Genomic DNA, 19,306 nt, shown 5'->3' with positions numbered 1-19,306 from the left:
TTCTCTAAGCCTTGGGACAAGATAGTAAACTAGCCATTAGAAAAGGTTTAATTGATACGATGAAAATCAATTTTGAGCAGCATATTTCTCAATCAGAACTACAAATATTACCCTCCCCCGATCAATTGGAAGCAGCATTGTCTGAACAATATTTCTTGTCTAACTCATTAAGCTCAGAACAACAGCTAAAAAAACTGAGAACCTGCGTCAAAGCGAAAGCATCTCAGGGAAATTACCCAGTGGCGATCGCTCTTTTGGATCGACTAATTGCTTTATGCCCCGATAATGCAGTCGATTATAATAATCGAGGGTTGATGCACTTTCGTAATAATCAAATTGTTGAGGCTCTGTGTGATTTATCTCAGGCTTTAAAAATCAATCCTCATCTCGATAGTGCCTATAATAACCGAGCTAATTGCTATGCTGCTCGGGGTGAATTAGCAGAAGCGATCGCCGATTACGATACTGCCCTCGATTTAAATCCAGCAAATCTTCGTGCTTGGATCAACCAGGGAATTGCTTTTCGGGAGTTGGAAATGTACGATCTGGCAATTGAAAACTTCGATATTACGCTAATAATCGGGGATTCACTTCAAGAACGAATTTATGCAGAGCGAGGCAGAACTAATTATTTACAGGGAGACTGGAACTGCGCCGTTGCCGACTATCAAACAGCTTTAAAAATTCTAGCAGCTCGACCAGATCTAACTAATTTAAGACAAAAAGTTCAAGCTTGGTTAGATCGATTACTTAGTCCCGTCATAATTACTGATTATCTCGGTCCTGCTTGACGGTACTGTCTTCTGGTAGCCAATAGATGCGACTTTGATTGGGCGCAGTTAAAGAACTATATTGCTCTATCAGACTTTGAGTTTGTTGAGGATCAAAATTATGATTGAGTTGTTCCCTCAATTTGCTAACCCTAGCATCAGTTTCCTGTACCTGAATCCGTAACTCTTTTAACTTTGCCTGCTGAGTAAGATGATAGGGCAAGAGTTTAAACAAAGAAGCGATCGCACTGATAGCAATTGCCCAACTTAAGATCAGCTTGAGACTAATTTCCGCAGTTATGCCTCGATTTTTATTGTGGCGTTTACGAGAATTGCGTCGGACTGGTTTAGGTGTTTGTCTGCCAAAATTCATAGTTTGAATTGCACCTAACTAATAAGGACTCCAGATTAACAACTTTAATCATAATCGCCAATCTGAAATCCTGGTATTAGCACCCTAAACGTTTAGAGTGATATCTACTGAATTTATTTGTACAATTCTGTAGACAAGCGAATCGCCATAATTCCAGGAATTAAAGCAACTACAAGAGCGATAAATACCTGAGTATCTGATAGAGGCATAGTAATTTTACTCCTTACGTTTTGATTCAAATCACAACATATTCCATCCTTAATTTGCGTCATAATCGACCCCAAGAGAAACATCTTGTAACAAGATGCAACATAATTAAGAAGGAAACTTAAGGAAACCCTGATTTAAACTAAGGAAAAATAACAAATTCTACCAAGAATCATTTTTTGCTGGCAACTAATCCTAGTTTCAAATTACTGGTTCCAAATTTTCATCTGATTTAATTTAAAAATATATATCCTGAATGATAGAAAACATAGTTGATTATTTTACTGACGCTGGGGTCGAAGTTTATCTCATACTGCTGATTTTAGTAGTTTTAGAGGCTGTTTTATCGGCAGATAATGCGATCGCCTTGGCTGCAATTGCTAAAAGCGTAAAAGATCCCAAATCCCAGCGACAGGCTCTTAATATAGGGCTTATTGGCGCATATATACTTAGAATTGCACTAATTCTTGCTGCTACCTGGGTAATCAAATATTGGCAATTTGAGCTTTTGGGAGCATTATATTTACTATGGCTAGTTTTCAATTATTTTTTCTTTACCGATAATGAGCCAGAAGGACACCGAAGTCTTCGCTTCAAGTCTATTTGGCAAGTAATTCCGACGATCGCCATTACTGATTTAGCTTTTTCGCTTGATAGCGTCACTTCGGCGATCGCTATTACTGAAGATACCTGGTTAATTATTGCTGGCGGTACTTTTGGAATAGTTATTTTACGCTTTCTAGCTGGATTATTTATTCGTTGGCTTCAAGAATATACCTACCTAGAAGATGCTGGATTTATTACTGTCGGCTTTGTGGGATTACGTCTGTTGCTTAAAGTTTGGCTACCAGATTACCTAATCCCCGAATGGGTCACGGTAGCTGTGGTAGCGGTATTTTTTACCTGGGGATTTTCTAAAAAAGAAGTTGGGTCATCTGATATTGGCGAACAGTAAACAGTCGATTAGAGGCAAGGTAGTTTCAGTTTCTTGCCAGTACAACAGCGATCGGGTTTTTGGTTTTGCATTTAAATAAACTCATGACGACTGCGGTTTTGTTATTATAGCTGTCTACTTTATAACCAAGACAAGCAAAATTTTTCCCAGCCATTCTCAAACATTTTACCAACTTAGCTTGAGAGCATTAACGGGAACTTCGTCCCAGGAAGTTACGGTGCGCAGACTAGCCACCCAGCCATTTTGCTTTTGTTGTTGAGAAAGGCTATTTTGCCAATTTTGATGACAGGCGTTGGCTGCATCTTCATCTAGACAGGCAATACAGGCATAAATTAGACCACCTGGATCGATTTGTTCATTTACCCATATAGTTATTTGTGACATTTGTGGCATTATTTTCTTCTTGTATCATTTAAAACAAATTATAACTCTGCACAATTGCGTCGAGGATCGTAGAGCTATTTAGGTAGCTGACTCATTTTTTCTAAGTCTAAAACTTCTGCTAATTGTGCTTCACTCATTAAATCTTCTTCTAAAACGATCTCCCGAATCGATTTACCTGTTTCGAGCGACTTCTTGGCCACATCTGCTGCTTTGAGATAGCCTACATGGGTATTGAGAGCGGTTACCAAAGCCAAACTGCCTTCGGCATATGCCAAACAGCGATCGCGACGAGCAGTAATTCCCGTTAAACAACGCTTACTGAGACTATCAATAGTATTGCCCAATATTTCGATGCTATGAATTAAATCGTAGGCAATTAGAGGCATCATTACGTTTAACTCTAATTGTCCTGCTTGAGCAGCCAAGGCGATCGCCGTATCGTATCCCATCACTTGAAAGCAAACCATTGACGTCATTTCTGCCATTACGGGGTTATATTTCCCTGGCATAATTGATGACCCTGGCTGGACTGCGGGTAGCTGTATTTCTTTAAATCCTGTTTGAGGGCCAGAATCCATGAGGCGCAAATCATGAGAAATTTTGACCAAATCCTGCGCCAAGTTGCGTAAGCTACCCGAAACGTTAACAAAAGGACTCATGCTCTGCATCGCTGCCATTAATTGTGGTGCTGGTTGTAAAGGCTTGCCAATAAACTCGGCTAATAATTCAGCAGCCCGATGACGATATTGTGGATGAGTATTTAATCCTGTTCCTGTGGCACTCCCCCCCAAACCCAAGTGATACAGGTCTCTGGCAGCGGTCTCAATTCTTCGTTGATGATCTCGTAAAATTTGCTCCCAAGCTTCAAATCCTGCTCCTAAACGCACGGGTACAGCATCTTGCATATGGGTACGACCAGATTTAACAATAGCTTGGAACTCATTGGCTTTTTGCTCCATGGCGGCGATCGCGTTTGACAAAGCTGGATTGAGAGTTCGATCCAAGGCTAATAATGCTCCAACTCGAATAGCAGTAGGAATTACATCATTAGTGGACTGACCATAGTTAACATGATCGTTTGGATTGACTTGGCTATAATTGCCTTTTTCATCGCCTAAAATTTCTAAAGCTCGATTGGCTAATACTTCATTGACGTTCATATGATGGGATGTGCCAGCCCCTGCTTGATAAACATCAACTACAAACTGCTCGCGTAATCCACCGTTTAAGATTTCATCGGCAGCTTGAACTATTGCTTGACTAATTTTACGGTCTATACAGCCTAATTCTCCGTTGGCGATCGCTGTAGCTTTTTTAATTAAAATACAGGCATCAACATAAGTTGCCAAAGGTTTGATCCCACTGATGCCAAAGTTTTCTGTCGCTCTTAAAGTCTGAATCCCATAATAAACATTAGCAGGTATTTCTTTCGACCCCATCGAGTCTTTTTCGGTACGATAGTTGTTCATCTTCGGTTTTGTGCTGCTAGTTCCAGATATTTCTGTGCCAAAATTCAAGATACTATAATACGCCTCATCTAAATTAGCTTGGCTTAGATTTACTGGCTTTTAGCTTTACCAAGATAGACGCGCTAGAATTTTTTTAAATAACCTTAATAGTGTTCAAGAGTGTTCAAGTTATGTTTTTAAGCGAATTAGCACCTGCCTTCCAAAAATTTATTCAACAGCCAGTTGCTTTTGCTAGCGGTTTTGCTAGTGGTGTTTTGCATCTCAACTTAAACGAAGAGCCTTTATCTCAATGGTTAGAGAAACAGGGATACAGTTCGGTCAATAACAATTCTACAACTCCCCATAATCGCGATCGCCCTCAGTCAATTGATATTGATTAGTTAACTAAGGGGGTTGGGGGGTGGATAAGTCCCACGCCATAAAGCGAGGACGATTCAAGACTACGTAGTCGCGACGGACGGCTGAAATGTTTGAGGAAACCTCAAACATCGCGTCCTCCCCAAGGCGTTGGCGTTGGGAGTATGTCACTAGCTCATAGTTTGCAGCTTCAAGCTTGAAAAATGTGTATCACAAGCAGCAAAACAACTCGATAACCTAAAGCTAGTCTTAAGCTTATGATAGAAGTTAAAAATCTCTTTCTAAGATGAATATTATGGAGTCTAGTAAATTTAAAGTAATACTCTGTAGTTTTTCTGACACTTGAACTAGCGATAAGCGTTACTGAGACTTCCTTAAAAACAACTTTACTCTATTTGTGACCATTGGTCAGAGGAAAGCAAAAGATACAGGCTTAAAAAGATTAATAATCCCATGGAAAATTTTGACCAAGCTGTCATTCCAGAATATAGCCTAGATAGAGATTGCCAAACTCTGTCTAGGCACGTGCTACAGCAGTTTGCTGACTTTAACGCTCAAGCACAAGACGTCAGCGCGATCATGAATCGCATTGCTTTAGCAGCCAAACTTGTAAGTCGCCGTTTAAGTCGGGCAGGCTTAATGGCTGGATCATTAGGTTTTACGGGAGAAACTAATGTTCAGGGAGAATCAGTTAAGAAAATGGACATCTATGCCAATGATGTTTTTATCTCCGTCTTTAAGCAAAGTGGTTTAGTTTGCCGCTTGGCATCAGAAGAAATGGAGAAACCATATTACATCCCCGAAAATTGCCCTATAGGACGCTATACACTTTTATATGATCCGATAGACGGCTCTTCCAATGTAGATATCAACTTAAATGTTGGTTCGATCTTCTCTCTGCGCCAGCAGGAAGGCGAGGATCTCGATGGCAAAGCCCAAGATTTATTACAAAATGGCGATCGCCAAATTGGCGCAGGTTATGTTCTGTACGGTCCTTCTACAGTATTGGTTTACACTATAGGCAAAGGTGTTCACTCGTTTATTCTTGACCCCAGCTTAGGGGAATTTATTTTAGCAGAAGAAAATATTACCATTCCCCAACATGGCCCAGTTTATAGCGTCAACGAAGGTAACTACTGGCAATGGGATGAATCAATTCGCGAGTACATCCGCTATGTTCATCGTAACAATCGCTATACCTCTCGCTATAGCGGTGCGCTGGTAGGAGATTTTCACCGTATCTTGTTGCAGGGTGGTGTCTTTCTCTATCCAGGAACAGTCAAAAAACCAGAAGGCAAGCTGAGATTATTATACGAATCTGCACCGTTGGCTTTCTTGGCAGAACAAGCCGGAGGCAGTGCCAGTACTGGTATGGCAAGGATTTTGAGCGTAGTACCAGAAGAACTACACCAGCGAACTCCTTTAGTAATTGGCAGTACCGAAGATGTAGAACTAGTCGAGTCTTTTATCCAAGATCGAGCGCGTCGTGATTCGGAAGAGAAAAGTTTAGTTTGATGACTAATTTTAATCAGGAAATATTACCAGGAGAAAGATTAATTATGTCTACCCAAAACCCGATTTTAGAGATTGAAAACCAATACGGTCAAAGTATCTGGATGGATAATCTTAGCCGGGACATTATCGAATCTGGAGAATTAAAACAATTTATCGCCGATAAAGGTATTCGAGGCATAACTTCCAACCCTGCTATTTTTGAAAAAGCGATCGCTGGAAACAAAATCTACGATGCGGCAATTGAAGCTGGAATCAAAGCGAATAAATCAGTTCAAGAAATCTACGAAGATCTAATTTTTAGTGATATTCGCAACGCCTGTGATATTTTCCTGCCCATATATGAAGAGAGTGATGGTTTAGATGGCTATGTCAGTATCGAAGTCCCGCCAAGTCTAGCTAAGAGTACCGATGATAGCACTATTGAAGAAGCTCGTCGCTATTATCAAGTTATCGATCGCCCCAACTTAATGATTAAAATTCCTGGAACTCCAGAAGGTTTATCTGCGGTAGAACAGGCGATCTCCGAAGGCATGAGCATTAATGTAACTCTGCTATTTTCGGTGCAAAGCTACATTGATACCGCTGAAGCTTATCTTAAAGGTTTAGAAAAACGAGCAGCGGCAGGGAAAGATATTAGTAAAGTGGCTTCTGTTGCCAGTTTCTTCCTGAGTCGAATTGATGTAATGATCGACGAGCGCCTCGATCGCAAATTAGAGTCTGCCGATGAAGCAGCTAAAGCCAAACTCAAGGCGATTAAAGGTAAAGTAGCGATCGCTAATGCTAAAATTGCCTACCAAAAATACCAAGAAATCTTCAGTGGCGACAGATGGTCAGCCCTGGTAGCTAAAGGCGCAAAGGTACAAAGACTTCTTTGGGCAAGTACTGGAACTAAAAATCCTGAGTACAGCGACGTAATGTACGTTGATGGGCTTGTGGGAGTAGATACGGTAAACACTCTGCCTCCTGATACTATTGATGCTTGTGTAGACCATTGCGATCCCGCTAATCGGATCGAAACCGATTTAGATGCAGCACATCAAGTTATTGAAGGCTTAAAAGATGAAGCCGTTGATATCGATCTTGATGTCGTAATGGACGAATTACTCCAAGAAGGTATTGATAAATTTATCAAACCCTTTGAATCGTTGATGTCTTCCCTAGAAACCAAAGTCAAGCAATTAGCAGCAGTCTAATTAAAAAGATCGGGGATATAAGGATGGAAAATTCGTAGCTAATAGCTGGGCAAAGCAAGGCAATGCTGCGTCGTCTTACGACGACGCAGCTTATAAGGAGCGCAATTCGATTACGCCCATATGCCCTAAAGGATATGCCCGTGCATGATTCACGGATAAACCGCACTCCGCCCTTCGGTCTCGAAGCGGTATGCTTTAGCATTTGCGAAGCTTATCCTTTAGGACTAGCTGCGCTATTAGCTTTTTCAAGATATATATCAAAACCAGTAACTTTTAAATGAAAACCAATAATTAAAATTATGGTTGCAATATTAGAAAATCCCTTACGAATAGGTTTGCAGCAGGAACGCACCGCCGATCCTGCTATTGTTGTTATTTTTGGGGCATCAGGAGATTTAACCCAAAGAAAGCTGATCCCTGCTATCTACCAAATCAGAAGAGAGCGTCGTCTTCCTTCAGAAATGACCATTGTGGGAGTTGCTAGAAGAGATTGGAGTCATGACTATTTTCGTCAACATCTTAAAGATGGGATGGAAGAGTTTAGTGGTGGGGTAGGCAGCGAAGAACTATGGAATGAATTTGCCCAAGGCATTTTCTATTGTTCGGGTAATATGGATGAAGCCGAAAGCTATGAGAAATTAAACAGCTTTCTCGCTGAATTAGACGGCAAAAGGGGAACTAGGGGCAATCGTATTTTTTATCTGGCGGTATCTCCTAAATTCTTCAAACCAGCCTTAAAACAACTTGGTGCTGCGGGAATGCTTAATGATGCGGCTAAAAGTCGGGTTGTAATTGAAAAACCCTTCGGCAAAGATTTAAGTTCAGCCAAATCTCTTAACCGCGCAGTACAAAAAGTTTGCCGGGAAGAACAGGTATATCGCATCGATCATTACCTAGGTAAAGAAACCGTCCAAAACATTTTGGTATTCCGCTTTGGTAATGCCATCTTTGAACCCCTCTGGAATCGGCAGTTTGTCGATCATGTGCAAATTACCGTGGCCGAAACCGTTGGGGTAGAAGAACGCGCTGGATATTATGAAACCTCAGGCGCACTGCGGGATATGTTGCAGAATCACCTGATGCAGCTATTTGCTATTACCGCCATGGAACCTCCTAATGCCTTAGATGCTGATAGCATTCGCAACGAAAAAACCAAGGTACTTCAGGCTACTCATATCGCCGACTCTAATAACCTAGAACAGTCGGCAGTAAGAGCGCAATATTCTGAAGGATGGATGAAAGGTCAACCTGTTAAAGGTTATCGCCAAGAAGAGGGAGTCAATCCTGAATCTATCACGCCAACTTTTGTAGCGTTGAAGCTAGAAATAGATAACTGGCGATGGAAAGGAGTACCATTTTATCTTCGTACTGGAAAACGGATGCCTAAGAAAGTAAGTGAGATTTCGATTCATTTCCGCGAAGTTCCTTTATTAATTTTTCAATCGGCAGCACAACAAACTAGTCCTAACGTTTTAACAATGCGGATTCAGCCTAATGAGGGTATATCTCTCAAATTTGAAGCCAAAACGCTTGGGCCCGATTTGAGAACTAGAACCGTTAATATGGACTTTAGCTATGGTTCATCCTTTGGTATGGCCACTGCGGATGCTTACCACCGTCTGTTGCTCGACTGTATGCTAGGCGACCAAACTCTATTTACCCGTGCTGATGAAGTAGAGGCGGCCTGGAATATTGTGATGCCTTTAATTAATGCCTGGGAAGCTCCCAATGATCCTAGCCAAATGCCCCAGTATGAAGCGGGAACTTGGCAGCCACCAGAAGCCGAAATGATGGTTGAGCGCGATCGCCGTCGCTGGCGTAGACTTTAAAAAAACGAAGGATAATAATTTCCAAGGAATGAACAATTTTTCATCCTCATATCTGATAGATGTTAAATAATAAATGTTTAATGCTTAATGGTAAAAGATTATGGTTTCACCAATAGTATCGCTACAAGCACCCAAAGACGTATCCATCGACGAAATTGAAGCCGAATTACGCTCGCTTTGGCAAACACAAGGTTCAGACGAAGATGCTACAGCCGTTACCAGAGCAGCAACCTTTAGCTTAATTGTCTACGAACCAGATGATACCCAGCAGTTACTGGCTTCTTTAGGATTTTACACTGGGCCAATTGACGGTATTGTCGGGCCAAGAATTAAAGCGGCAATCAAAGCCGCTCAAAAAGCCTACGATCTCGAATTGACGGGCAAATCTAATGCAGCCTTACTGAATAGATTACATACAGAGTTTGTCCAAGCTAAGGCAAAAGATAGGCTAACCCCCGAAAACAAAACGCCAGCAATTAGTTATAGCCCCGATTCCGAAGGAGCAATAGCAGATGCGATCGCAGCTTCCAATCCTTGTCGTATAATAACCCTGTGTCCTATTTTGGTCGAGGATACAGGAGTGACTGCCCAAGTATCAGCCTATTGTCCGATCAACAAACAGACCAAAAATACTCTGGTTTGCTGTGAATACATTACTTTGAGCGGTACTGCTGAAGCTTTAGAGAGAATTGGCGGCATTATTGTTGAATTGGCGATCGCGGATTTACCCAAATTTGTTTGGTGGAAAGCCACACCCACTCCCGAACATCCTTTGTTTCAACGCCTGGTATCCTCCAGCGATACGGTTATTTTCGATTCGAGTAGCTTTATTGAACCCGAAACCGATCTAAAATCCCTGGCTGAATTACTAACACAAGATACTGCTTTAGCCGATCTCAACTGGCGCCGACTTGCACCTTGGCAAGAACTAGCTGCTGCTGCTTTCGATCCCCCCCAAAGGCGAGCGGCAATTTTTGAAGTAGATCGGGTCACGATTGATTATGAGCAGGGCAATCAGTCTCAAGCTTTGATGTTTTTGGGTTGGTTAGCTAGTCGTCTTAAATGGACTCCCGTTGAATATAAACTTGAAGGAGGAGATTACGATATTCGTAGGGTCAATTTTACCGATGAAAAACAACGCAGTATTGAAGCTGAATTAGCGGGTATTCCTACCGCCGACTGGGGAGACATTCCAGGTGATTTAGTCAGCTTGCGGTTGACTTCAACTAACCTAGATGCCGACTGCTGTACAGTTCTTTGTTCTAGTACCACAGGCTGTATGCGCATGGAAGCTGGTGGCGGAGCGCAGTCTTGTTATATTGAACAAGTAACCCCTTTGTTCGATCAAAAAAGTGAAGATTTGCTCGGTCAACAACTACAGCGATGGGGTCGAGAAATGCTGTATGAAGAAAGCATGGTAATTACGGCTCAAATTCTCAAGCTGGCTGAATAAGTTAAATAAAAACAAAATATCTTCGATTAAGTTTGAATTGGGTTTTGGCAATGCCAAGCCTTTTTTTTGCCAATTATGTTAACTATTATTAAACAAAACAATGGAAGAATGTACAGAATTGCTTGCAGAAGATTAGCTGTGCCACGCTAATAGCGATCGCTTAAAGGGAGAGATAAGCTGGGAACTCTAATAGGGGATAATCTAGATTGAACCCTATTTGATGTATCTCTTAATCAGGTTGCTATCAAAAAGAAGCTTATTTTTTATAGGAGAAATAACGATTTAAATCTTTGCTATAGACGATATAAATGGCAATAATCGCACTAAGAACGGTCAAGACCGAGCTTCCAACAACAACAACGGTGGAGAGCTTTGAATAGAGGACAACAACCAATGCTATTAAAGCAACAACCAGAAAACTCAAGATCCCTATTAGAGTCCATTTAGCCCATTTGCGCCCTTGTAAAACAAAGTACATTATTACAATGGTGACTAAAATGCGACCAATAGCCCATAGATCTCTGGAAATAGCCACGAGCATAGCATCTAAGACAATATGCACCAAAAACATAGCAAGCAATTTATTTCGAGCTTTGAGGGCAGATTGGTCAAGCTGAGGCATGGGTTTGATCAGAGTAATAACATAATCTAATATATACCGTGAAATGGTTTGTATACTCACTCCAATTAATTTTCATAGTCACAGATTATTTCGATTGCGTAAGCATAGTCTTAGGCATTCCACTTGACGGGACTTTGCCGTTATTAAATTTACATTTCTCTTTCGGCTAATTCCAGCCAACGTTCGGTATTAGTATCAATCTCGTCGTTTAACGTGGCTAATTTTTCGGAGAGTTCTTGCACCAAATTGAAGTCGCTACAGTTAATTGCCAAATCGGTTTCTAATTTCTCTTTATCAGTTTCCAACTGAGCAATTTTGGTTTCTAGCTTTTCATATTCTCGTTTTTCAAAATTAGACAAGGGTTTATTGGTTTTATCATTAGATTTACTAGTGCTAGTACTTTGAGATTTGCTTTGTGGGGATTTTGACTGAATCTGTTCGATTTTGGCTTCTTTGTCGGCTTTCTTTTTATGTTCGAGATAAACAGAATAGTTACCAGGATATAGACGCACTTCACCTTCAGGCTCGATCGCCAAAATAAACTCAACAGCGCGATCTAGAAAATAGCGATCGTGAGAAACTACGATGACGCAGCCGTTAAAGTTCTCTAAATAGTCTTCTAAAATTGCTAAAGTTTGTACGTCTAAATCGTTAGTCGGCTCATCTAAAATCAGAACGTTAGGAGCTTCCATCAATACCTGCAACAAAAACAGACGACGCTTTTCACCCCCAGACAGCTTATGTATCGGCGCATACTGCTGTTCGGGCGGAAAGAGAAATTTCTCTAACATTTGAGAAGCAGTAATTTTGTTGCCATCAGCAGTGGTGACAACTTCGGCTACTTCTTTGATATATTCAATGACTCGTTGATTTTCGTCTAGGGCCTCTAAAATATTATCTGAATGCTGATCGAAATAACCAAGATGAATTGTCTTGCCAATATTTACTTGACCCTCATCTGGTTCGATGCGCCCCGTGATGATATTCATCAGAGTTGATTTACCTGCACCGTTTCCACCAATAATGCCAATGCGATCGCGAGGCGTAAATTCATAGCTGAAATTTTTAAAAAGAGTCTGTCCGTCATAAGATTTGGTAATGTTTTCTAGTTCAATTACCTTTTTGCCGATCCGCCTACCTGGAGTATCAATATCGACCTTTCCTTGCGCCTGTTTAAACTCTTTGTCCCGCATATCACCAATGCGATCGATGCGCGCTTTTTGCTTGGTGCTACGGGCTTTAGGACCTCGCTTGAGCCATTCTAGCTCTCGCCTCAATACCCCTTGATGTTTGCGTTGACTGCTGACAGCCGACTCTTCCTGTAGGGCTTTTTTCTCTAAATAATAGGAGTAGTTACCAGCATAAGTATAGAGGTCGGCGCGATCGATTTCTAAAATTCGATTAGTCACGTTATCTAAGAAATAGCGATCGTGAGTAATCAGTAAAATCGCACCCCCAAAGCGATCGAGATACTCCTGCAACCACTCTACCGACTCTGCATCGAGGTGGTTAGTCGGTTCATCCATCATCAATAAATCTGGTTCATTAAGCAAGGCAGAAGCCAAAGCGATCCGCTTGCGATATCCTCCAGAAAGGTCTTTTACCATGGCATCAAAGTCTTCAATACCCAATTTAGTGAGAATAATCTTGGCTTTGGTTTCTAAGTCCCAGGCGCCAACTAACTCCATTTTCTCTGTCACCGTTGCCAAACGAGACATCAGAACAGCTAAATTATCTCCCTTGGCTTGAGCTATTTTGTGGGATAAGTCTTCATACTCTCGCACCAACTTCATTTGCTCCCCACTATCGGCAAACACCTGATCGATTACGGTTAGGTTTTCATCTATTACTGGCTGTTGGGGTAAATAGATAATTTTCGCTCCACTCTTTACCAAGCGTTGACCACCATCTGTAGGTTCAATTCCCGCAATCATCTTGAGCAAGGTAGACTTACCAGAGCCGTTGACTCCAATTAACCCTACCTTGTCATTCGGCTCAATGCTAAAGCTAGCATCACGAAGAATTTCTTTAATGCCAAAATCTTTTTTAATATTTTGTAGAGTTAAAATGCTCATTTATCCGACTTTTATAGTTTATTTTGCTTAATGGTCGATCGAATCAAAAGCTAATAGCTAGGAATAATATTATTATCAACTTTCTACCAAAAATTACCAACGTCTTAATTATGCTGTGTATTGGACATCGAGGAGCGATGGGACATGAACCAGAAAATACTTTGTTGTCGGTTAGAAAGGCACTAACTTTGGGTGTTGATGCGATCGAAATTGATGTTTATAACGTCGAAAATAATTTAGTAGTCATTCACGATCGCGATTTATCTCGAACTACTAATGGTACTGGCTACATTGAAGAACGAAGCTTTGCCTATTTGCGATCGCTTGATGCTGGTAAAGGAGAACAAATTCCCACCTTAGCAGAAGTTATTGAGACGGTAAACCGTCAAGCCATAGTTAATATTGAATTAAAGGGCAGCAATACCGCCAAGTTAGTTGTTGAATTAATTCAAACATATCTTAAACAAGGATGGGCTTATCAAGATTTTGTGGTTTCTTCTTTTAATCATTATGAGTTACGTCAGGTTAAACCAATTTGTGACCAGATTAAAACTGGGATGCTAATCTATGGATTACCTTGGGAATATTTGGCTACAGCCCAAAAACTACAGGCAGATATTGTTATTTCTAGTTTAGATTTTGTCACTTGCGAACTGATTGACTCGGTGCATCAGCACAATTTACTAGTGTGGGTATATACCGTTAATCAGCCTCATGACATCGAGCGTCTGAAAGCATTGCAGGTAGATGCTATATTTACTAATTACCCTGAAAGAATTATCTCCAACTATAACTAATTAATGAATCGCGCTCGCTCGCTCCGCTGGCTATATTTTACAGTGGGATTTCTGCTGCTGGGTTTTTCACTTTATCTACTGCACCAAGAATTAGGTCGCTACAAGCTAAATGATATTTTACATAGCCTATCTTTGATCGGCGATCGTCAGCTATCTTACGCCTTGGGTTTTACTTTCTTGGACTACCTAGTAATTAGTAGCTACGATCTGGTTGCCTTTCGTCATCTCAATCATTATCTAGACCGCAAACGCATTATTTTTGCTACTTTTGTTACTTATGCTGTTAGCAACACCACGGGTTTTACTTTACTAATTGGTGGCGGAATTCGTTATCGTTTTTATTCCTTGTGGGGTGTACCTACGAGAATCATTGCCAAGATAACTGCAATGGGTAATCTTACCTTTTGGTTAGGATTACTTACTCTCAGTGGAATTACTTTTGTGATTAATCCTCTGGAGTTACCCAGTTCTTTGGGTATTCAAATATCTGTTGTCCGTTATCTGGGAATTATTGCCCTAATATTAGTCGGAACTTATCTCTATTTTTGTTGGTGTAGAAAACGTTTCAAAATTAAAGACAGAATTATTTATTTTCCCAAACCCAGCACTTCTGTCTGGCAAATTGCTGTTTTTTCTTTAGATTGGGGATTTGCAGCAGCAGTATTATATAGCCTGGTTCCTGCCTATCCCGATCAAACATATATTTGCTTCTTCAGCATCTATTTGCTTAGCATGACAGCTTCGATTGTGAGCAATATTCCAGGAGGCATTGGCGTATTTGAGACTTCGATCGTATTTTTATTACCCAAAAGTATTCTTACACCAAATATTTTAGGTTCACTATTAGTTTACCGTTCAATTCGTTTTTTACTTCCTTTGGTTGCAGCTTTGCTCATCATCTGTATTTTTGAACTACTGCGAAGATTAAACTTAACTAATTGAGAGCAAGAGAATTTATGGCGTTGGTGAATAGGTAATGTCTTAACAATACCCTTCCCATACATCCGTTGGTCAATTACACAGATTATTAGCCAAGTTATGGTTTAACCAAAGTATTGAGGTTCATTTCCTGGTTTCCACTTGATATTGCAGCCAATACTAGGTTTTTGCTCAAAGTCAATTTTCTGATCTTGTAATATAGCATCGATCGCCTGACGCAAATCTTTGCCCGTTACAGGAACATCATTACTAGGGCGACTATCATCTAGTTGACCACGATAAGCTAATTTACCATCTGCATCAAACAAAAAGAAATCTGGCGTACAGGCAGCAGTATAAGATTTACTTACCTCTTGGCTTTCGTCGTAACATACGGAAAAGTTAAAATTGAGCTTCTGTGCCATCTGCTTCAGCTTTTCGGGGGAGTCATCGGGATAGTTTGCCACGTCATTGGCGCTGATTGCCACAATTCCTAAAGGTTTTTGACTATAGTCATGACCGATTTTAGCCAGTTCTAATTGAACGTGCTTTACAAAAGGACAGTGCTGACAGATAAACATCAACAGTAAAGCTTTACTATCGGCAAAAGTTGCTAAAGAAATAGTCTCGCCAGATACTACATCAGGGAGTTGAAATTCAGGCGCAGCAGTACCTAAAGGCAGCATAGTAGAGGCAGTTTTTACCATAATAAAAATCCTGATCGTAAAATCTCATCAAAATTCATCTTAGATCAAAAACTGGAGTCTAAAATTGTTATCGCTCTGTTATCAAGAGGAAAACGATAAAATATGAAATAAGTTCAGTATTACTATTATTTATCACTGCGATCGAGAATGACCCCTAATCCTAAAATTGTTAAGTCAGTTGAAAAGCTAGATTATCGCGTTACCGTAGGTGATGTGGCAGCGCAAGCAGGACTAGAACTAAACTTTGCCCAGCAGGGGTTATTAGCCCTAGCAAGTGAGGCTGGGGGGCATCTTCAGGTGGCAGAGTCGGGAGACGTAGTTTATCTGTTTCCGAAAAACTTTCGTTCGATTCTGCGTAATAAGTATTGGCAACTACGCTGGCAAAAAACCTGGGAGAAAGTCTGGCGAGTTTTATTTTATTTAATTCGGATTTCTTTTGGCATCATTTTAATTGCTTCGATCCTGTTGATGGTAGTAGCCATCATCGCAATTTATATTGCCATGAACTCTAGTAGTAATGAGAGAGAAGGCGGTAACAATCGTGGCTATGGCGGAGGCGGTGGCTTCTTCTACTTTATACCCCGATTTTGGCTGGGAGATATCTTTTTATGGTTCGATCCTGGCTATAATCGTCGCCGTCGTCAGCGTAGAAGACAGGCAACTGGCAGCTACCAGATGAATTTTTTAGAGTCAGTCTTTTCTTTCTTATTTGGCGATGGTAATCCCAATGCGAATCTCGAAGAATATCGCTGGCAAAGTATCGGATCGGTAATTCGCAGCCATAAAGGGGCAGTGGTAGGAGAACAAATTGCGCCTTATGTAGATGAGATGGATCGCGATGAAGATTATATGCTGCCTGTTTTGAGTCGTTTTAATGGCTATCCCGAAGTTTCTCCCCAAGGAGAAATTATTTACTATTTTCCCGAACTTCAGGTAATGGCAAGCAGTAGACAACTAGAACCAGTAACTTCCGCAGGCTATCTTCAAGAAAAACTATGGCGTTTTAGTCAAGCTACTAGTGGTCAAATTACTTTGGCTGCTGGTTTGGGGGCAGTTAATATTATTTTGGCTTTTGTTTTAAATTCTATGTTACGAAGCGGAGCAATTTCAGCTGTTGAGTGGGGTAGAGACATAGTGCTGTTTGCCGCCTCAATTCAATGGCTATTACTGGGCTACGGTGTTTTCTATCTTTTGATCCCTTTAATCCGTTATTTTTGGATTCAAGGGCGCAATCCGAAGATAGTCAAGCGCAATCAGTCTCGCGAACAAAGAGCGATCGCACTTCATCAATCCGATCCATCTTTACGCCAGAAAATTGCCTATGCTAGCCAGTTTGCTCAACAAAAAGTAATTAGCGAGGGCGATATTACTTACACTACAGAAGATGACCTTTTGGATCAAAATATTAAAAATGCCGATAAAATCGATCGCGATTGGCAACAAAGATTAGAATCAGGTTCATAGCTAAAAGCTAAGAGCTTACTAAAAAACAACTGTAAATTGTAAACTAAAGTAGGTTTAAAAAAATTTTAGTTATGAGTGAAGTTAGAAAAATATCGGGTAAAGCGATCGCAGTTGTGGGAGATGATATTGATACAGATCGCATTATTCCCGCCCGCTTTCTTCGTTGCGTTACCTTTGATGGATTAGGAGAACACGCTTTTGAAGACGATCGCGCACAAACTGCTGGGCAACATCCTTTCGATCAACCTCAATATCAGGGTGCAAATATTCTGGTAGTCAATAATAATTTTGGCTGTGGTTCATCTCGCGAACACGCTCCTCAAGCCTTATCTAAATGGGGCATTAAGGCGATTGTCGGTCAAAGTTTTGCGGAGATCTTTTTTGGCAACTGTGTGGCAATTGGTGTTCCCTGTGTCATTGCCTCTCCAGAAGAAATTGAACAGATACAGGCTTTAATTAACGAAAATTCCGAAGTAGATCTAACTGTGGATTTAGAAGCGATGTCCTTGAAAAGCGATCGCTTATCTATACCAGTTCAGATGAACGAAGGTCCGAGACAGATGTTTGTTGAGGGAACTTGGGACAATTGTGGAGAGTTGATTAGCAACGAGGAAAGTATTAAAGCCACAGCCAGCAAATTGCCTTATATTAACTGGCAAAGTGTTTAATGTTTTTATCGATCTTTTCAATATAAATATTGTAGGTATAAATATTTGTGGTTTAATTAACTGTTGGCTATTGATGTTCAAAACATGAAGTGGGAACAGTTGAAAAAAGGTAATGCTTGGAGAGCGAAAAAAGCAAGGCAAATGAGAGTCAAAAACCAGTAAACAATTAATTAATAATATTTTTAATTAGCTGAATAAAGCTGTAGTAAATTCTTTAACTATCTCAACAAGATCGTTCATCAAACCTAGTATAGAAGCCACCGTATTTAATCCAGTATTGTTTTAGTTCATGATGAGGAGTGAGTAAACTAGCTTTGGCTTGATATAAAATTACTTGGCGATGATTTCCGATCCACACTTTGCGTATTGGTTCAACAGAAATAAAACTTCCACCTAACCCTTTGACGCATTCTTCAAAGCTTTCAATCGTAGAATATTCTAACGTTTCAAAAATGAAAAAGTGACCTGAACAAATCAGATGACGGCTTCTAATCCAGGCCTGCATTTTTCTGCGAGCCGCTGGTGGTAACATACTTTTAGCTGTTAGCTCCGACGTATTAATCATTTTTATTGGTTTAATTTATATTTATTACAACAAGCTAACCAGGTAAAGGCTTAACTTAGCAAAGGTGCTTGAATTGAGATTTGGTTATCAGCTTAGAGTTGAATCAATTCATTTAAGGTAATTCCTCAGCAAAACTGGCTCTTTTAGCAAATTTTAGTGGTCCTACTGCCGATCCCCAAATTTGCTGGTGATTATTTAAATCCATGCCTCTATCCCAGCTAATCCAGGTGGTTTCGTTCAGCTCTACATTGCTTACTAAATAGGTTTGAACCCCTTTGCGATGGATTAAGCATTTGTTGCCAGGCTCAACGCTACCGTGAAACATATTGCCTTCTTTGCGAAACACCATAGAACAGTTGTAACGACGTTCAATACCATCTGAGGGAATTGTCAGTAAAATATCGCGATTATGACCAGAACCCGCATAGTTCTCAGCCTCTTTAAGACTATAGTTTTCAATATAAATGCGATCGCCTCGATCTATTAGACGATGAACCCCTTGACGATAAGGTGTCCAAAGATCGTAGTCATAAACTTGTTCAGAATAAAAGCCAATACCTGAGAAAAATTCCCAAGGTAAGGGGCGAAAAAAAATCCGAATATGGGCATAGTTTTTGGGATCGGCATCAGACTGTTGACGATTAGAAAAATCTCCTGCCATCAGTCTGGCTAGCTCATTAAGAAGGTTATTATCTTGTGCTGAATAATGTTCTTGAGTCAACATTGTCTCGTATTGATAAATTTTTTTTAAAAAAGGAAATAATTATGCCAGGTTTTTTCAAGCGTCATCCTGCTTAAAATTAATCAAGAAAGCATGAGGAATATCGCTAATTTTATTAATTTTATTGAGGGCTTAATTTTTCAAGAGCAATCAGATAAATGCTTTACCCCCACAAAAGCGATGTGGTGCATTACTTGAAGACAGTTATTTAGGTTAGACAAAAAGTTGACACGTTAAACTTTTAAATCTAAGCGATCGCTGTTT

At 40.4% G+C, this 19,306-nt stretch carries 21 protein-coding genes; 11 read left to right on the top strand and 10 right to left on the bottom strand.

Annotated elements, in window-relative coordinates; genetic code table 11:
- Window positions 1–59 precede the first annotated feature (59 nt).
- Window positions 60–791, top strand: coding sequence for a tetratricopeptide repeat protein (locus V6C71_19835; protein ID HEY9770707.1), 732 nt, complete (start codon window positions 60–62; stop codon window positions 789–791).
- On the opposite strand, the gene V6C71_19830 is transcribed toward V6C71_19835, so the two are convergent.
- Complete coding sequence (locus V6C71_19830; protein HEY9770706.1) at window positions 766–1,143, bottom strand: hypothetical protein; 378 nt, start codon at window positions 1,141–1,143, stop codon at window positions 766–768. The genes V6C71_19835 and V6C71_19830 overlap by 26 nt on opposite strands.
- A 113-nt stretch (window positions 1,144–1,256) precedes the next feature.
- Window positions 1,257–1,352, bottom strand: coding sequence for a photosystem I reaction center subunit XII (gene psaM / locus V6C71_19825; GenBank protein HEY9770705.1), 96 nt, complete (start codon window positions 1,350–1,352; stop codon window positions 1,257–1,259).
- A 254-nt stretch (window positions 1,353–1,606) separates the two neighbouring features.
- On the opposite strand from psaM, the gene V6C71_19820 reads away from it, so the two are divergent.
- The gene (locus V6C71_19820; GenBank protein HEY9770704.1) at window positions 1,607–2,305 is read left to right on the top strand and encodes a DUF475 domain-containing protein; all 699 of its coding nucleotides are present in this window, start codon (window positions 1,607–1,609) and stop codon (window positions 2,303–2,305) included.
- Window positions 2,306–2,470: 165 nt separating this feature from the next.
- On the opposite strand, the gene V6C71_19815 is transcribed toward V6C71_19820, so the two are convergent.
- Complete coding sequence (locus V6C71_19815) at window positions 2,471–2,698, bottom strand: glycogen debranching protein (protein ID HEY9770703.1); 228 nt, start codon at window positions 2,696–2,698, stop codon at window positions 2,471–2,473.
- A gap of 65 nt (window positions 2,699–2,763) precedes the next feature.
- Window positions 2,764–4,206 (bottom strand): aspartate ammonia-lyase, encoded by a 1,443-nt coding sequence (locus V6C71_19810; protein ID HEY9770702.1) that lies wholly within the window; start codon window positions 4,204–4,206, stop codon window positions 2,764–2,766.
- A gap of 122 nt (window positions 4,207–4,328) precedes the next feature.
- Between V6C71_19810 and V6C71_19805 the strand changes: the two genes are divergently transcribed.
- A complete protein-coding gene (locus V6C71_19805) occupies window positions 4,329–4,538 on the top strand; it encodes a hypothetical protein (protein ID HEY9770701.1) in 210 nt (69 codons plus the stop codon).
- Between the two features lie 4 nt (window positions 4,539–4,542).
- On the opposite strand, the gene V6C71_19800 is transcribed toward V6C71_19805, so the two are convergent.
- The gene (locus tag V6C71_19800; protein HEY9770700.1) at window positions 4,543–4,686 is read right to left on the bottom strand and encodes a hypothetical protein; all 144 of its coding nucleotides are present in this window, start codon (window positions 4,684–4,686) and stop codon (window positions 4,543–4,545) included.
- 282 nt (window positions 4,687–4,968) lie between these two features.
- On the opposite strand from V6C71_19800, the gene fbp reads away from it, so the two are divergent.
- From fbp to opcA, 4 genes are all read left to right on the top strand, one after another.
- Window positions 4,969–6,030, top strand: coding sequence for a class 1 fructose-bisphosphatase (fbp, locus tag V6C71_19795; protein HEY9770699.1), 1,062 nt, complete (start codon window positions 4,969–4,971; stop codon window positions 6,028–6,030).
- Window positions 6,030–7,223 (top strand): transaldolase, encoded by a 1,194-nt coding sequence (gene tal, locus V6C71_19790; protein ID HEY9770698.1) that lies wholly within the window; start codon window positions 6,030–6,032, stop codon window positions 7,221–7,223. The genes fbp and tal overlap by 1 nt, the downstream gene beginning before the upstream one ends.
- Before the next feature lie 299 nt (window positions 7,224–7,522).
- Window positions 7,523–9,052, top strand: a complete 1,530-nt coding sequence (gene zwf / locus V6C71_19785; protein ID HEY9770697.1) for a glucose-6-phosphate dehydrogenase — start codon at window positions 7,523–7,525, stop codon at window positions 9,050–9,052.
- A gap of 100 nt (window positions 9,053–9,152) precedes the next feature.
- A complete protein-coding gene (gene opcA / locus V6C71_19780; protein HEY9770696.1) occupies window positions 9,153–10,505 on the top strand; it encodes a glucose-6-phosphate dehydrogenase assembly protein OpcA in 1,353 nt (450 codons plus the stop codon).
- Between the two features lie 256 nt (window positions 10,506–10,761).
- Here the strand turns inward: opcA and V6C71_19775 are convergent, their stop codons facing one another.
- Window positions 10,762–11,127 (bottom strand): hypothetical protein, encoded by a 366-nt coding sequence (locus tag V6C71_19775; protein HEY9770695.1) that lies wholly within the window; start codon window positions 11,125–11,127, stop codon window positions 10,762–10,764.
- 149 nt (window positions 11,128–11,276) lie between these two features.
- Window positions 11,277–13,202, bottom strand: a complete 1,926-nt coding sequence (locus tag V6C71_19770) for an ABC-F family ATP-binding cassette domain-containing protein (GenBank protein HEY9770694.1) — start codon at window positions 13,200–13,202, stop codon at window positions 11,277–11,279.
- Window positions 13,203–13,312: 110 nt separating this feature from the next.
- Between V6C71_19770 and V6C71_19765 the strand changes: the two genes are divergently transcribed.
- Together V6C71_19765 and V6C71_19760 are read left to right on the top strand one after the other, a co-directional pair.
- Window positions 13,313–13,999, top strand: a complete 687-nt coding sequence (locus V6C71_19765) for a glycerophosphodiester phosphodiesterase family protein (protein ID HEY9770693.1) — start codon at window positions 13,313–13,315, stop codon at window positions 13,997–13,999.
- Window positions 14,000–14,002: 3 nt separating this feature from the next.
- The gene (locus V6C71_19760) at window positions 14,003–14,941 is read left to right on the top strand and encodes a hypothetical protein (GenBank protein ID HEY9770692.1); all 939 of its coding nucleotides are present in this window, start codon (window positions 14,003–14,005) and stop codon (window positions 14,939–14,941) included.
- Between the two features lie 101 nt (window positions 14,942–15,042).
- Here the strand turns inward: V6C71_19760 and V6C71_19755 are convergent, their stop codons facing one another.
- The gene (locus V6C71_19755; GenBank protein ID HEY9770691.1) at window positions 15,043–15,624 is read right to left on the bottom strand and encodes a thioredoxin family protein; all 582 of its coding nucleotides are present in this window, start codon (window positions 15,622–15,624) and stop codon (window positions 15,043–15,045) included.
- Window positions 15,625–15,771: 147 nt separating this feature from the next.
- Here V6C71_19755 and V6C71_19750 point away from each other — a divergent pair, with 147 nt between their 5' ends.
- Window positions 15,772–17,088, top strand: coding sequence for a hypothetical protein (locus V6C71_19750; GenBank protein HEY9770690.1), 1,317 nt, complete (start codon window positions 15,772–15,774; stop codon window positions 17,086–17,088).
- Between the two features lie 71 nt (window positions 17,089–17,159).
- On the top strand, window positions 17,160–17,756 hold the full coding sequence (gene leuD / locus V6C71_19745; GenBank protein HEY9770689.1) for a 3-isopropylmalate dehydratase small subunit: 597 nt from the start codon (window positions 17,160–17,162) through the stop codon (window positions 17,754–17,756).
- Between the two features lie 223 nt (window positions 17,757–17,979).
- Here the strand turns inward: leuD and V6C71_19740 are convergent, their stop codons facing one another.
- Complete coding sequence (locus V6C71_19740; protein ID HEY9770688.1) at window positions 17,980–18,321, bottom strand: CpeR family transcriptional regulator; 342 nt, start codon at window positions 18,319–18,321, stop codon at window positions 17,980–17,982.
- Window positions 18,322–18,433: 112 nt separating this feature from the next.
- A complete protein-coding gene (locus V6C71_19735) occupies window positions 18,434–19,045 on the bottom strand; it encodes a chromophore lyase CpcT/CpeT (GenBank protein ID HEY9770687.1) in 612 nt (203 codons plus the stop codon).
- Window positions 19,046–19,306: the final 261 nt, after the last annotated feature.

It is taken from the genome of Coleofasciculaceae cyanobacterium (assembly GCA_036703275.1).
In the GTDB taxonomy this organism is placed as follows: domain Bacteria; phylum Cyanobacteriota; class Cyanobacteriia; order Cyanobacteriales; family Xenococcaceae; genus Waterburya.
This window is presented reverse-complemented; position numbering and strand designations above follow the sequence as displayed.